15 protein-coding genes and 1 tRNA gene are annotated in these 13,713 nt (G+C 54.8%); 10 read left to right on the top strand and 6 right to left on the bottom strand.

Translation table 11 applies throughout. The features are described from left to right. The first annotated feature begins 6 nt into the window (after positions 1–6). The 8 genes from ccmA (at position 7) to HV037_RS08855 (ending at position 6,334) form a co-directional block, all read left to right on the top strand. Positions 7–627 carry a cytochrome c biogenesis heme-transporting ATPase CcmA gene (gene ccmA, locus HV037_RS08820; RefSeq protein WP_016153771.1) on the top strand — a complete coding sequence of 207 codons (621 nt, stop codon included), beginning with the start codon at positions 7–9 and terminating at the stop codon, positions 625–627. Continuing rightward, positions 624–1,283, top strand: a complete 660-nt coding sequence (gene ccmB, locus HV037_RS08825; protein ID WP_003027542.1) for a heme exporter protein CcmB — start codon at positions 624–626, stop codon at positions 1,281–1,283. The genes ccmA and ccmB overlap by 4 nt, the downstream gene beginning before the upstream one ends. A 76-nt stretch (positions 1,284–1,359) precedes the next feature. Then, positions 1,360–2,097 (top strand): heme ABC transporter permease, encoded by a 738-nt coding sequence (locus HV037_RS08830; protein ID WP_016153769.1) that lies wholly within the window; start codon positions 1,360–1,362, stop codon positions 2,095–2,097. Continuing rightward, positions 2,094–2,306, top strand: coding sequence for a heme exporter protein CcmD (ccmD, locus tag HV037_RS08835; RefSeq protein WP_016153768.1), 213 nt, complete (start codon positions 2,094–2,096; stop codon positions 2,304–2,306). Before HV037_RS08830 ends, ccmD begins: the two co-directional genes overlap by 4 nt. Further along, the gene (ccmE, locus tag HV037_RS08840; RefSeq protein ID WP_016153767.1) at positions 2,303–2,782 is read left to right on the top strand and encodes a cytochrome c maturation protein CcmE; all 480 of its coding nucleotides are present in this window, start codon (positions 2,303–2,305) and stop codon (positions 2,780–2,782) included. The genes ccmD and ccmE overlap by 4 nt, the downstream gene beginning before the upstream one ends. After that, the gene (locus tag HV037_RS08845; RefSeq protein WP_016153766.1) at positions 2,779–4,734 is read left to right on the top strand and encodes a heme lyase CcmF/NrfE family subunit; all 1,956 of its coding nucleotides are present in this window, start codon (positions 2,779–2,781) and stop codon (positions 4,732–4,734) included. The genes ccmE and HV037_RS08845 overlap by 4 nt, the downstream gene beginning before the upstream one ends. Further along, on the top strand, positions 4,731–5,288 hold the full coding sequence (dsbE, locus tag HV037_RS08850) for a thiol:disulfide interchange protein DsbE (protein WP_103284029.1): 558 nt from the start codon (positions 4,731–4,733) through the stop codon (positions 5,286–5,288). Before HV037_RS08845 ends, dsbE begins: the two co-directional genes overlap by 4 nt. Then, a complete protein-coding gene (locus HV037_RS08855; protein WP_103284028.1) occupies positions 5,285–6,334 on the top strand; it encodes a cytochrome c-type biogenesis protein CcmH in 1,050 nt (349 codons plus the stop codon). The genes dsbE and HV037_RS08855 overlap by 4 nt, the downstream gene beginning before the upstream one ends. A gap of 59 nt (positions 6,335–6,393) precedes the next feature. Here HV037_RS08855 and narP read toward each other — a convergent pair whose 3' ends face one another. From narP to HV037_RS08875, 4 genes are all read right to left on the bottom strand, one after another. After that, a complete protein-coding gene (narP, locus tag HV037_RS08860) occupies positions 6,394–7,041 on the bottom strand; it encodes a nitrate/nitrite response regulator protein NarP (RefSeq protein WP_016153764.1) in 648 nt (215 codons plus the stop codon). 207 nt (positions 7,042–7,248) lie between these two features. After that, positions 7,249–7,325, bottom strand: a tRNA-Pro gene (locus tag HV037_RS08865). 74 nt (positions 7,326–7,399) lie between these two features. Beyond that, complete coding sequence (gene yejM, locus HV037_RS08870; RefSeq protein ID WP_016153760.1) at positions 7,400–9,160, bottom strand: LPS biosynthesis-modulating metalloenzyme YejM; 1,761 nt, start codon at positions 9,158–9,160, stop codon at positions 7,400–7,402. Between the two features lie 31 nt (positions 9,161–9,191). Then, complete coding sequence (locus tag HV037_RS08875) at positions 9,192–9,419, bottom strand: YejL family protein (protein WP_003027506.1); 228 nt, start codon at positions 9,417–9,419, stop codon at positions 9,192–9,194. A gap of 134 nt (positions 9,420–9,553) precedes the next feature. Here HV037_RS08875 and yejK point away from each other — a divergent pair, with 134 nt between their 5' ends. Continuing rightward, positions 9,554–10,561: a nucleoid-associated protein YejK gene (gene yejK / locus HV037_RS08880; protein WP_103284027.1), complete on the top strand. Its 1,008-nt coding sequence runs from the start codon at positions 9,554–9,556 to the stop codon at positions 10,559–10,561. A gap of 120 nt (positions 10,562–10,681) precedes the next feature. On the opposite strand, the gene rplY is transcribed toward yejK, so the two are convergent. Both rplY and HV037_RS08890 read right to left on the bottom strand, forming a co-directional pair. Continuing rightward, positions 10,682–10,966, bottom strand: a complete 285-nt coding sequence (gene rplY / locus HV037_RS08885; RefSeq protein ID WP_181500247.1) for a 50S ribosomal protein L25 — start codon at positions 10,964–10,966, stop codon at positions 10,682–10,684. 124 nt (positions 10,967–11,090) lie between these two features. Further along, the gene (locus tag HV037_RS08890) at positions 11,091–12,851 is read right to left on the bottom strand and encodes a DEAD/DEAH box helicase (protein WP_032931694.1); all 1,761 of its coding nucleotides are present in this window, start codon (positions 12,849–12,851) and stop codon (positions 11,091–11,093) included. 150 nt (positions 12,852–13,001) lie between these two features. Here HV037_RS08890 and rsuA point away from each other — a divergent pair, with 150 nt between their 5' ends. Then, positions 13,002–13,709 carry a 16S rRNA pseudouridine(516) synthase RsuA gene (gene rsuA, locus HV037_RS08895; protein ID WP_016153756.1) on the top strand — a complete coding sequence of 236 codons (708 nt, stop codon included), beginning with the start codon at positions 13,002–13,004 and terminating at the stop codon, positions 13,707–13,709. Positions 13,710–13,713 lie beyond the last annotated feature (4 nt).

Below are 13,713 nucleotides of genomic sequence, written 5' to 3' on the forward strand. Positions count from 1 at the left end.
CCAGGTATGCTTGAAGCCAGAGAATTACTTTGCGAGCGGGATGACAGAATACTGTTCAGCGATTTGTCATTTCGCGTCAACGCAGGGGAATGGGTACAAATTACCGGCAGCAACGGCGCAGGGAAAACCACTTTGCTGCGGTTACTTACCGGGCTGGCGCGTCCCGACGCAGGGGAGGTTTGCTGGCAAGAGCAACCGCTGCATCACGTGCGGGACAGCTACCATCAACAACTGCTGTGGATCGGACATCAGCCGGGGATAAAAACCCGGCTTTCGGCGTTGGAAAACCTGCGTTTCTTTCACCATGACGGCGACGTCGCACAGTGTCTGGCTGCGCTGGCGCAGGCGGGGCTTGCCGGATATGAAGATATCCCGGTGAATCAACTCTCCGCCGGACAACAGAGGCGCGTGGCGCTGGCCCGTTTGTGGCTGACTCGCGCCCGGCTGTGGATCCTCGACGAACCCTTTACCGCCATTGATGTGAACGGCGTTGAGCGACTGACTCAGCGTATGGCGCAGCATACGGAGCAGGGCGGTATTGTTATTCTCACCACCCACCAACCGCTCAATGTAGAGACCGATAAAGTGCGACGTATTGCGCTGACCAGCGAGAGGGCAACGCAATGATGTGGCGAATCTTCCGTTTAGAACTACGAGTTGCGTTTCGTCATAGTGCGGAAATCGCCAATCCTTTATGGTTCTTCCTGATTGTTATTACGCTGTTCCCGCTGAGCATTGGGCCGGAGCCGCAACTGCTGGCGCGTATTGCGCCGGGCATCATCTGGGTTGCGGCGCTGCTGGCGTCGTTGCTGGCGCTGGAGCGCCTGTTTCGTGATGATCTGCAGGACGGCAGCCTTGAGCAACTGATGCTGCTGCCGCTGCCGCTGCCGGCAGTGGTGCTGGCGAAAGTGATGGCGCACTGGGTCGTGACCGGCCTGCCGCTGCTGATCCTCTCGCCGCTGGTGGCGTTGCTGCTGGGCATGGATATGTACGGCTGGAAAATTATGGCGCTGACCTTGTTACTCGGGACGCCGACGCTGGGCTTCCTCGGCGCGCCGGGCGTGGGGTTGACGGTGGGCTTAAAGCGCGGCGGCGTGCTGTTAAGCGTGCTGGTACTTCCGCTCACCATACCCTTACTGATTTTTGCGACCGCGGCGATGGATGCGGCTTCCATGCACTTACCGGTTGAAGGGTACATGGCGATTCTGGGCGCGTTGCTGGTCGGCAGCGCCACGCTAAGCCCGTTTGCCACAGCTGCGGCGTTACGGATCAGCGTGCAGTAGCGCAGTTGAGATATGCAGGCCGGGCAAGGTGCTCCGGCACAATGGATATTAATTTACGGAGTCTGGTGACTGAACTATGTGGAAAACACTTCATCAATTGGCGATGCCTCCTCGGCTCTATCAGATCTGCGGCTGGTTTATCCCGTGGCTGGCGATTGCCAGCGCGGTGGTACTGATAACCGGATTGATCTGGGGCTTTGGCTTCGCGCCTGCGGATTATCAGCAGGGGCAGAGCTATCGCATTATTTATCTGCACGTTCCGGCAGCAATCTGGTCGATGGGTATTTATGCATCGATGGCCGTTGCCGCGTTTATTGGCCTGGTCTGGCAGATGAAAATGGCCAATCTGGCGCTGGCCGCGATGGCGCCCATTGGTGCCGTGTTTACCTTTATTGCGCTGGTGACGGGCTCTGCATGGGGCAAACCGATGTGGGGCACCTGGTGGGTCTGGGATGCCCGACTCACCTCTGAACTGGTGCTGCTGTTTCTCTACGTTGGCGCCATTGCGCTGTGGCATGCCTTTGACGACCGCCGTCTGGCTGGTCGCGCTGCCGGCATTCTGGTGCTGATTGGCGTGGTCAACTTGCCGATTATTCACTACTCGGTCGAGTGGTGGAATACGCTGCATCAGGGGTCGACTCGTATGCAGCAGAGTATCGATCCGGCAATGCGCGCGCCGCTGCGTCTGGCGATCGTCGGCTACCTGTTACTGTTTGTCACGCTGGCGCTGATGCGCATGCGTAACCTGATTTTGATGATGGAAAAACGCCGCCCGTGGGTGAGCGAACTGATCTTAAAAAGAGGCCGCCAATGACCCCTGCATTTGCATCATGGAGTGATTTTTTCGCGATGGGCGGTTACGCCTTGTATGTCTGGCTGGCTGTGGCGATGAGCATTGTCCCGCTGGTGGCGCTGGTGCTGCATTCTGCGTTACAGCATCGTGCAATCTTACGCGGTGTCGCGCAGCAGCGGGCGAGAGAAGCGCGCATGCGCGCGGCGCAAGTGCAACGGGAGGCGGCGTGAATATTCGACGTAAAAATCGGTTATGGATAGCCTGCGCGGTCCTGGCAGGTCTGGCTTTGACCATTTCGCTGGTGCTCTACGCGCTGCGTTCCAATATCGATCTGTTCTATACGCCGGGAGAGATACTCTACGGTAAGCGCGAAACGCAGCAAATGCCTGAAGTCGGCCAGCGCCTGCGCGTGGGCGGTATGGTTATGCCTGGCAGCGTAAAGCGCGATCCGCAGTCGCTGAAGGTGAATTTCAGCATCTATGACGCCGAAGGTGTGGTGGATGTCACCTATGAAGGCATTCTGCCGGATCTGTTCCGCGAAGGGCAGGGCGTCGTCGTTCAGGGCGAACTGGACGGGGGAAATCATGTGCAGGCCAAAGAAGTGCTTGCTAAACATGATGAAAATTACACCCCGCCGGAAGTCGAAAAAGCGATGCAGGAAAACCACCGTCGCCCGGAAAGTGTTTATAAGGATAAAACGTCATGATGCCTGAAATTGGCAATGCGCTGTTGTGCCTTGCGCTTGGCGTTGCATTACTGCTGTCGGTCTATCCGCTATGGGGCGTAGCGCGCGGCGACGTGCGGATGATGGCCTCCGCGCGTCCCTTTGCCTGGGTACTGTTTATCTGTGTGATGGGGGCGTTCCTGATTCTGGTCAACGCCTTCGTGGTTAATGACTTTACCGTGACCTACGTCGCCAGCAACTCCAACACCCAGCTTCCGGTCTGGTATCGGGTGGCGGCGACGTGGGGGGCGCATGAAGGCTCGTTGCTGCTGTGGGTGTTGCTGATGAGCGGCTGGACGTTCGCCGTTGCGGCGTTCAGCCAGCGCATGCCGCTGGATATCGTCGCCCGCGTGCTGGCGGTCATGGGAATGGTCAGCGTCGGTTTCCTGCTATTTATTCTGTTTACCTCCAACCCGTTTGCCCGCACGTTGCCGAACTTCCCGATTGAAGGACGTGACCTGAACCCGCTGTTGCAGGATCCGGGGCTGATTTTCCATCCGCCGCTGCTGTACATGGGGTATGTCGGCTTCTCGGTTGCCTTTGCGTTTGCGATTGCTGCGCTGATGAGCGGTCGACTGGACAGCACATTCGCCCGTTTTTCGCGTCCGTGGACGCTGGCGGCGTGGGTGTTTCTGACGCTGGGCATTGTGCTCGGTTCGGCCTGGGCCTATTACGAGCTGGGCTGGGGCGGCTGGTGGTTCTGGGATCCGGTTGAAAACGCCTCGTTTATGCCATGGCTGGTGGGAACGGCGCTGATGCACTCGTTGTCGGTAACCGAACAGCGCGCCAGCTTTAAAGCCTGGACGCTGTTGCTGTCAATCTGCGCATTCTCACTTTGTCTGTTAGGTACTTTCCTGGTGCGCTCCGGCGTACTGGTGTCGGTGCATGCTTTCGCCTCCGATCCGTCGCGCGGGATGTTTATTCTGGCCTTTATGGTGCTGGTAATTGGCGGCTCCCTGCTGCTGTTTGCGGTGCGCGGTCACAAGGTTCGCTCACGGGTAAACAACGCGCTGTGGTCGCGTGAATCGCTGCTGCTGGGGAATAACGTCCTGCTGATTGCCGCCATGCTGGTGGTGCTACTGGGCACGCTGCTGCCGCTGGTGCACAAACAGCTGGGACTGGGCAGCATTTCGATTGGCGAGCCGTTTTTCAACACCATGTTCACCTGGCTGATGGCGCCGTTCGCACTGTTGTTGGGGATTGGGCCATTAGTGCGCTGGGGCCGTGACCGACCGCGTAAACTGAAAACGTTATTGCTTATCGCGTTTGTCACCACCCTTGTTCTGTCACTGCTGCTGCCGTGGCTGCTAGAGGATCGCATTGCCGCCATGACAGTGGTGGGGCTGGCGATGGCGTGCTGGATATTCGTACTGGCGATGTCCGAAGCGTTCCTGCGTATTTCCCGTGGGACAAAGCTAACGCCAAGCTATTGGGGCATGGTATCGGGTCACGTCGGGCTGGCAATTACCATTGTTGGTATTGCCTTTAGCCAGAACTACAGCGTTGAACGCGATGTGCGCATGAAAGCGGGTGATAGCGTTAGTATCCATAACTATCAGTTCACTTTCCGCGAAGTGAAAGATATTACCGGGCCAAACTACCGGGGCGGCGTTGCCATTATTGGCGTTACCCGAGACGGTAAGCCGGAAGCCACGCTGCATGCGGAAAAACGCTTCTATAACAGCACCAGTTCGATGATGACCGAAGCGGCAATTGACGGTGGATTCACGCGCGATCTGTACGCTGCGCTGGGTGAAGAACTGGATAATGGCGCATGGGCTGTACGCCTGTACTACAAACCGTTTATTCGCTGGATTTGGGCCGGAGGATTGCTAATGGCGCTGGGCGGGTTGTTCTGCCTGTTTGATCCACGCTATCGCCAGCGGACGCGTCCTCGCGCCGCGGTGCAAAAAAATGCGTCGGAGGCTGTATGAAGCGCAACGCACTGTTAATTCCGTTTATTATTTTTCTCATCATTGCGGCGGCGCTGTTGTGGCAGCTCGCGCGTAACGCTCAGGGGGACGATCCCACTAATCTGGAATCGGCGCTGATCGGCAAACCTGTTCCGACATTCCGCCTGGAGTCACTGGAAAATCCGGGTCAGTACTATCAGGCCGATGTGCTGACGCAGGGCAAACCGGTATTGCTGAACGTCTGGGCGACCTGGTGCCCGACCTGTCGCGCCGAGCATCAGTATCTGAATCAGCTGTCTGCGCAAGGCGTGCGGGTAGTGGGTCTGAACTATAAAGATGATCGTCAGAAAGCCATTGTCTGGCTGAAAGAGCTGGGTAATCCTTACTCATTAAGTCTGTTTGACGGCGACGGTATGCTCGGTCTGGATCTTGGCGTGTACGGTGCTCCGGAGACGTTCCTGATCGACGGCAAAGGCATTATTCGCTATCGCCATGCCGGCGATCTGAACGCCCGGGTGTGGGAGAGCGAGATCAAACCGTTATGGGACAAGTACAGTAAGGAGGCTGCGCAATGAGATTTTTACTGGGCCTGCTAATGCTGGTTATCTCGGGATCCGCGCTTGCGACTATTGACGTGATGCAGTTTAAGGACGAAGCGCAGGAGCAGCAGTTCCGTCAGCTTACTGAACAACTGCGTTGTCCTAAATGCCAGAACAACAGCATTGCCGATTCTAACTCGATGATTGCCACCGACCTGCGTCAGAAAGTGTACGAACTGATGCAGGAAGGAAAAAGCCAGAAAGAAATTGTCGATTACATGGTGGCGCGCTACGGCAACTTCGTCACGTACGATCCGCCGTTAACGCCGCTCACCGTGCTGCTGTGGGTGATGCCGGTGGTAGCGATTGGTCTGGGGGGCTGGATTATTTTCGCCCGTACTCGCCGACGCGTTCGGGTGAAACAGGAAGAGTTTCCTGACGATGTTATTCCGAATGGCAAGCGCGGTGGATTCGGGTTGTTTGTACCTGGTATCGTGGTGGCGCTGGTGGTTGGCGCAGTAAGCTATTACCAAACCGGCAGCTATAAGCCGGTTCAGGTCTGGCAGCAGGCCACTGCTCAGGCTCCGGCGCTGCTGGAGCGGGCGTTGGATCCGAAAGCGGAACCGCTCAATGAAGAAGATATGGCGCGTCTGGCGCTGGGGCTGCGCACACGTTTACAAGCCGATCCCGCAAATGTTGAAGGCTGGATCATGCTTGGACGCATTGGCATGGTTCTCGGTAACGCCAGTACGGCCACTGAAGCCTATGCCAATGCCTATCGACTGGATCCTAAAAACAGCGATGCGGCGCTGGGCTATGCGGAAGCGCTGACCCGTTCTTCCGATCCTGATGATAACCGTCGGGGAGGGGAGCTGTTACGCCAACTGGTGCGTGGCGAACATGCCAATGTGCGGGTTCTCAGCATGTACGCTTTCAACGCCTTTGAACAGCAGCGCTTTGGCGAGGCGGTTGCGGCGTGGGAGATGATGCTGAAACTATTACCTGCCAACGATACCCGTCGGGCGGTAATAGAACGGAGCATTAAGCAGGCGATGGAGCAGCTAACGCCGCAGGAGAAATAAGTATCCAGAATAGCCCCGATAGCGCTTCGCATATCGGGGCTATCCGGCCTCTTCATGGATTACTGCATTCCACGCGTTTGTAAAAACAGGATAGTGGCAGCAACGCGAGAGCGCACATTGAGTTTGCGCAGCAGGTTGCGAATATGCACTTTCACGGTCTGTTCGGAAATATTCAGCACTGACGCAATCTGTTTGTTCGACAGCCCCTGAGCCAGTTCATGCAATACATCCAGTTCACGTTCGGTGAGAATGCTGAAGGGATCTTCTTGTGCGCCGAACAGATCGCGTTCGCGCAGATATTCGCTGACGCGTGTGCTAAAAGCTTTACCGCCTTTGGCGCCGCTGCGAATGGCCTCCAGCAAGACTTCAGGATCGCTGTCTTTGAGTAAATAACCATCCGCGCCGGCATCAATTAAGGCGTACACATCGCTGGCTGCATCCGAGACGGTAAGAATAATAATTTGCGCGGTGACGCCATCCCGGCGCAGCGCGTTCAGGGTGTCCAGTCCGCTCATGCCTTTCATATTGAGATCCAGCAGGATCACATCCAGGTCCAGACGGTTAGCCAGATCGATAGCGCTGGCACCGTCACCTGCTTCCGCGACTACGTTAAATGCGGGATCCAGTTGCAATAATTGACTAATTCCTCGCCGCATTAGTGGGTGGTCGTCGACAATCAGCACCCGAAAAGGCGTTGCTTCAGGCATACTATTCTCCTGAGTTTTTATTAGTATCATTATTGTTTTCAGCGCATCACTCGTCTAGTTTCATCGCGCTGATGAGAGGGTAAATTTTACCCCAATTTGTGCATGGGTAAGTAGTAAAACCTGTGCTAAAGGCCGGGGTAATAATAAGGAACGTGGAATCGCGGGCATAAAAAAACCAACCATGAAGGTTGGTTTTTCTGGGATTTTTGGTCGGCACGAGAGGATTTGAACCTCCGACCCCCGACACCCCATGACGGTGCGCTACCAGGCTGCGCTACGTGCCGACGCTATGGCTGCTAATACTACTGCTTTCCGCTGCGAATGCAAGGGGAAGCATCGCTAAGTGATTTATAATTAATCAGTTAGCAATAAATCGTTTCTCATCCGTCAGAACCTGTAGCAGCAGGCTTAGCTGCGGTTTCTGATCTTTTATTTTTTCGCCGCGTAAATCATAGGTCTGATAATTACCGTTGTTGTTCAGCACCAGCGTCATCTCTGGCGTGGTAACGGCCATCGTGCTGCCGTCGGCGGCGGTAACCCAGTAATGGCGGCGGTTTGCATTGAACAGATCCTGCCCCTGCGAGTATTCGTTAGCAGGCGTGCTGACGTGCAGCAGGCGCTGCATGAGCGTTGTCATCAGGTCTGTATGATCGGTCAGGCTATTGATGCGTTGGGCAGGCGTTCCCGGCCAGTGAATAACCAGCGGAACCTGCAGATGGCCACGCGACCAGGCAAAATTGTTCTCTTCCTGAGTCAGCGGCACGCCCCGACCTGCGGTAATAATCACCACTGTGTTGTTCAGTTTACCGGAGTCGCGCAGGGCACTAAGAATACGGTTAATATTGGCATCCACATCCTGAGCGGCGCTGGCATAGCGTTTGGCAAAGTTCTTCTGGTTGCTGTTATCAAGGTTCGTCCCGTTAAAGGAGACCCACGAGAACCAGCGGTTATCTTCCTGCGCGTAGCGCCCCAGCCAGTTAATCCACTGGCTTGCGGTTTGTTCGTCAGATTGCGTTTGTACGCTTGGCATGGAGAAGTCTGACAGTAGCGCCTGGCGATACAGCGGGCTGGTAAAGCCATCCGAGGAGAATAGCCCTAACTGGTAACCCTGCTGGTTCAGTGCAGTAATCAGCGCCGCAGGCGTACGGGTCGACAAAATGCCGTCCATGTAGCTTGGCGAAACACCATAGAACAGGCCAAAGATGCCGTTATCCGTGGTGTTGCCTGAGCTCATGTGACGCGTAAACGAGATATTCTGCCCGGCGAATTCGGCCAGCGCAGGCATCTGTTTTTCAAAGCGTGAGTAGTTCAGACCGTCGACGGTAATCAGCAGCACGTTCTGACCGGTGCCCATATCGCGATAGCGCAGTTCGCTGAGCGGGTACTGCACGGAAACCGCTTCCGGATTGCCCTGTTCGATCAGGCGACGCTGATACTCTTGCGCATCCAGCAGGCCATGTTTTTCCAGGAATTTACGTGCCGTCATCGGGTAGGAGAGCGGCAGATTCGCACGCTGCATGGTAATCGGGCGATAGAAATTGGCATCCGCCCAGATATACACCACGTGCGAGGCGATAAAGGAAACGAAGAAGAATGCTGCTAACGGTTTGGCAAAATGGCGACGACGCGTCAGGCTGCGCAGCTTTTGCCAGCTCCAGGTCGCAAACAGCATTTCAATTAACAGAATAACCGGTACGCTGATAAACATCAGCTGCCAGTCACGCGCCGCTTCATTCTGGTCTGGGTTGATGACCAGTTCCCAGACGATCGGATTGAGATGCAGGTGGAAGCGGGTGAAAACTTCGCTGTCGATTAGCAACAGCGTCATGCCAGCCGTCGCCAGAATAGCTGATAAGAATCGCATCAGCCTCTGGGACATGACGATAAACGTCAGGGGAAACAGGATCAGCAGATAGGTGGCGAACACCAGAAAGCTAAAATGCCCGACAACGCTCAGGTAGGAATAAACACGACCAGCAAGGGTTGTCGGCCAGTCGGCGACAAACAGGTAACGGCTACCGAGCACCATGGCCAACAGAATGTTGAACAAGGCAAACCAGTGCCCCCAGCTAACCATCTGGGAGACTTTCTCACGGTAGCGTTGACGATGAGTTACCATAAACTGTTGTTCGTTTCCCCGGAGCAGGCTCTTAATGCGCTTGGTCGTCGTTTACCGAAGACTGCAATGCGCGGGCAAAAGAGTTGGCAATCGCCTGGCGCTGGGCCGGTGCGATGCTTGTATTGATAAGGTTAGTCACCATATTTCCCAGTACCATCAGGGAAAGGTCGGTCGGCGCCTTATGTTTTTCCAGTACGTTGAGCATCTCATTCAGCAGTTGTTCAACGTGTTCGTCACTATAGCGGGAAATTTGTGGCATAAATCGAAATCAGTCTGTTCATGAAAGGGCAACATATTACCGTACAGACAGTTTTTTTTCTGCTTTTTTATCTTCTATTGCGTCACTGCCCGGCAGGTGGTTGAATACCGCCCGGTCTAAAAGGAGAGTTTATCATGAGTCTGGATATCAACCAGATTGCCCTGCACCAGCTTATCAAACGTGACGAGCAGAACCTTGAGCTGGTCTTGCGCGATTCATTACTGGAACCGACAGCGACCGTTGTCGATATGATGGCTGAGTTGCATCGGGTATACAGCGCCAAGAATAAAGCTTATGGCCTGTTTAGCGCAGAGAGTGAACTGGCGCAAACGCTGCGTTTACAGCGTCAGGGCGAAGAGGATTTTCTGGCCTTTAGTCGTGCAGCGACAGGGCGCTTGCGGGACGAACTGGCGAAATATCCTTTTGCCGATGGCGGCATTGTCCTGTTCTGCCATTACCGCTATCTGGCGGTAGAGTATCTGCTGGTCGCCGTGCTGAACAATTTAAGCAGTATGCGCGTCAATGAAAATCTGGATATCAACCCGACACACTATCTGGATATCAATCATGCGGATATCGTGGCGCGTATTGATTTAACCGAGTGGGAAACCAACCCGGAGTCCACGCGCTATCTGACGTTCCTGAAAGGGCGGGTAGGGCGCAAAGTCGCCGATTTCTTTATGGACTTCCTGGGCGCCAGCGAGGGGCTTAACGCCAAAGCGCAAAACCGCGGCCTGTTGCAGGCGATCGATGACTTTACCGCCGAGGCGCAACTCGATAAAGCTGAACGCCAGAACGTGCGTCAGCAGGTGTACAGCTACTGCAACGAGCAACTGCAGGCCGGTGAAGAGATCGAGTTGGAGTCGCTGTCCAAAGAGCTTTCCGGCGTCAGTGAAGTCAGCTTCAGCGAATTTACCGCTGATAAAGGCTACGAACTGGAAGAGAGCTTCCCGGCAGATCGCAGCACGCTGCGCCAGTTAACCAAATTTGCCGGAAGCGGCGGCGGGTTAACCATCAACTTCGACGCCATGTTATTGGGTGAGCGTATTTTCTGGGATCCAGCCACAGATACTTTGACCATCAAAGGTACGCCGCCGAACCTGCGCGATCAGCTACAGCGTCGTACCTCGGGCGGGAAATAAAGCCGTTTGCCGGATGGGGGCGTTAACGCCTTATCCGGCTTGCGTGATTCATCTTTACCGCCAACAAAATCCCATAAAAAAACCCCGCCGAGGCGGGGTTTTTCTTCAACTTGTAGGCGATTACGCGCGAACGAAGTCGATGTGTGCCAGCTTCGGCTTGAACGGGTGACGCTGTACAGCCTGAGCTTTAACTTTCACTTCTTTACCTTCAACAACGATGGTCAGAACTTCGCTGTAGAATTCAGCTTTAGCTTGCATGTTCATAACTGCATCGTGATCCAGTTCGATAGCAACCGGGGCTTCTGCGCCACCATAGATGATTGCCGGGAACTTGTTAGCGGCACGCAGGCGGCGGCTCGCACCCTTACCCTGCTCTTTACGTACTTCAGCGTTGATAGTAAACATTTAAATCTCTCTTTTATAATTCCTGCTACAGGCGACCCAGCAACAGGTAAGTGATCTGCTTTGCGTATGCAAAAGCGGGCGAGATTCTATACTTAAACGGCTGGTACATCAATCAAAAGTACGATTAACCGCGTAATTCATGTGCCCGACGATAGCGTCCTTCATAATCGAAGACCTTTTCACGGACCTGCCAGTACTGACCTTTCATGCGCGCCACCACGAAATCAGGATGACGTAACAGCGCCTGCTGGGCGAGGATATCGGCGGCGGTTATCCAGCGTAAGGGAATGCCGGGCGTTCGGGTGTGCGGGCGAATAAACAGTTGCTCGAAAGCCGTACGTTGCGCGGGAGTATGCAGGCGAAAGCGTTCGCTAACGTCGGCACCATCTTCATCGTAATAGGTGATTTTTAGCCATTCGCCTTTTTCATCCTGGCCGTTTTGTAACACCATGCCGCTACAGCGCAGGACCAGCGCATCTTTGAGCCTGAGCGCGGCTTTCAGCATGTCATCCGGGTCAACCAGCACCGTGTCGCACTCCCGACAACGGCGGGCGGCGATATCATTTTCCGCGTTGCATTGTGGGCAGTTTTTAAAACGAAAACGAAAATCGCACTGTTCGCGATGGCCGTCATCATCTTCAAACCACCCCTGACAGCGGCGACCAAAGTGTTCAATCAGCGTGCCGTCTGCCGTTGTTTTGCCCCAGAAGGTGTTTGCAAACCCGCAGGCGGGACAGAACACCTGCACCGGAACGTTATCGCTTTTCCCTTTCGGCGCACCCACTTCCGGCGCGTAAAGATCGTGCGGGTTACCGGCATAATCGAGGATCAGACAGTCGGTTTTACCCGGCGCCAGGCGCAGGCCGCGACCGACAATTTGTTGGTAAAGGCTAACTGACTCCGTCGGGCGCAGAATGGCGATAAGGTCGACGTGCGGGGCATCGAAGCCAGTGGTCAGGACCGACACATTCACCAGATAGCGAAAGCGCTGGGCTTTGAACTCTTCAATCAGCACATCACGCTCAGCGCCAGGCGTGTCTCCGGTGATTAGCGCGGCATCGTCAGCAGGCAGCAGGCCCAGGATTTCTTTGGCGTGCTCCACTGTAGCAGCGAAAATCATCACCCCTTTGCGCGTCTGGGCAAACTCGACAATCTGGCTGATGATATGCGGCGTTATTCGCTGCTGCTTTTTCAGTTCCTGATTGAGATCTGTTTCGCTAAACAGGCCGTTACTCTGTGCCTGCAGGCGGCTGAAATCATACTGCACTACCGGCATGTCGAGGCGTTCTGGCGGCGTCAGGTAGCCGTGTTTAATCATGTAACGCAACGGTAATTCATAAATGCAGTCACGAAACAGCGCTTTTTCGTCGCCGCGCACCATACCGTGATAATGAAAGTGATAAATCCAGCCTTTGCCCAAACGAAAAGGAGTGGCAGTAAGCCCGAGCAGGCGTAAGTGGGGATTTACTTTGGTCAGGTGAGTGAGGATTTGCTGATATTGACTCTCGTCATCATCACCAATACGGTGACATTCATCGACGATAAGCAGCGAGAACTCTCCCTGAAAGGCGTCAAGATTACGCGCCACCGACTGTACGCTGCCAAATACCACTTTCCCGTGGCTCTCTTTACGCTTCAGACCTGCGGCAAAAATATCGGCTTCCAGCCCCAGCGCGCGATATTTGGCATGGTTTTGCGCGACCAGTTCTTTAACGTGCGCCAGTATCAGCACGCGACCACGCGCCACGCGGGCCAGTTCAGCAATCACCAGGCTTTTTCCCGCACCGGTTGGCAGGACGATAACCGCTGGCGTGCGATGGTGGCGGAAATGGTTGAGCGTGGCATCCACGGCTTCTTTTTGGTACGGGCGAAGAGTAAAAATCATGGGCTCATTAAGGTAAGCAGCAACAATGTATAGTATGCCATGAATCATTTCCCTTGAGGGATGGTGTAACGCCGCTATACTGGGCGGATAATCGTCCCACTTTTCGGGCGCAATCCCGCTTCTTGTTTTTTACAGGCAAAAATCACACTCATGCGACTTGATAAATTTATCGCTCAGCAACTCGGCGTCAGCCGCGCTATTGCCGGGCGTGAGATCCGTGCTAACCGCGTTACCGTCGACGGTGAAATCGTCAAAAACAGTGCCTTTAAGCTGCTGCCAGAACACGACGTAGAATATGACGGCAATTCCCTGATTCAACAAAATGGCCCGCGCTATTTTATGCTGAATAAACCTCAGGGTTATGTTTGCTCAACGGATGACCCGGATCACCCGACAGTGCTCTATTTCCTTGATGAGCCGGTTGCCTACAAACTGCATGCGGCAGGGCGCCTGGATATCGACACCACCGGACTGGTGCTGATGACCGATGACGGACAGTGGTCGCATCGCATCACTTCGCCACGTCACCATTGTGAGAAAACCTATCTGGTAACGCTGGAGTCGCCGGTGGCAGATGACACCGCCGAACAGTTTGCCCATGGCGTACAACTGCATAATGAGAAAGACCTGACCAAACCGGCCGTGCTGGAGGTTATTACGCCAACTCAGGTGCGATTGACCATCAGCGAAGGGCGCTATCATCAGGTTAAACGTATGTTTGCCGCCGTCGGTAACCACGTTGTGGAACTGCACCGTGAACGGATTGGTGACATCAAGCTTGATGAGGATCTGGAGCCGGGTGAATACCGTCCATTGACCGAAGAAGAAATCGCCAGCGTTAACTTAACCCCGCGTTAATTTC

Origin of the sequence: Citrobacter sp. RHBSTW-00017 (assembly GCF_013797615.1) — a bacterium.
Lineage (GTDB): Bacteria > Pseudomonadota > Gammaproteobacteria > Enterobacterales > Enterobacteriaceae > Citrobacter > Citrobacter braakii.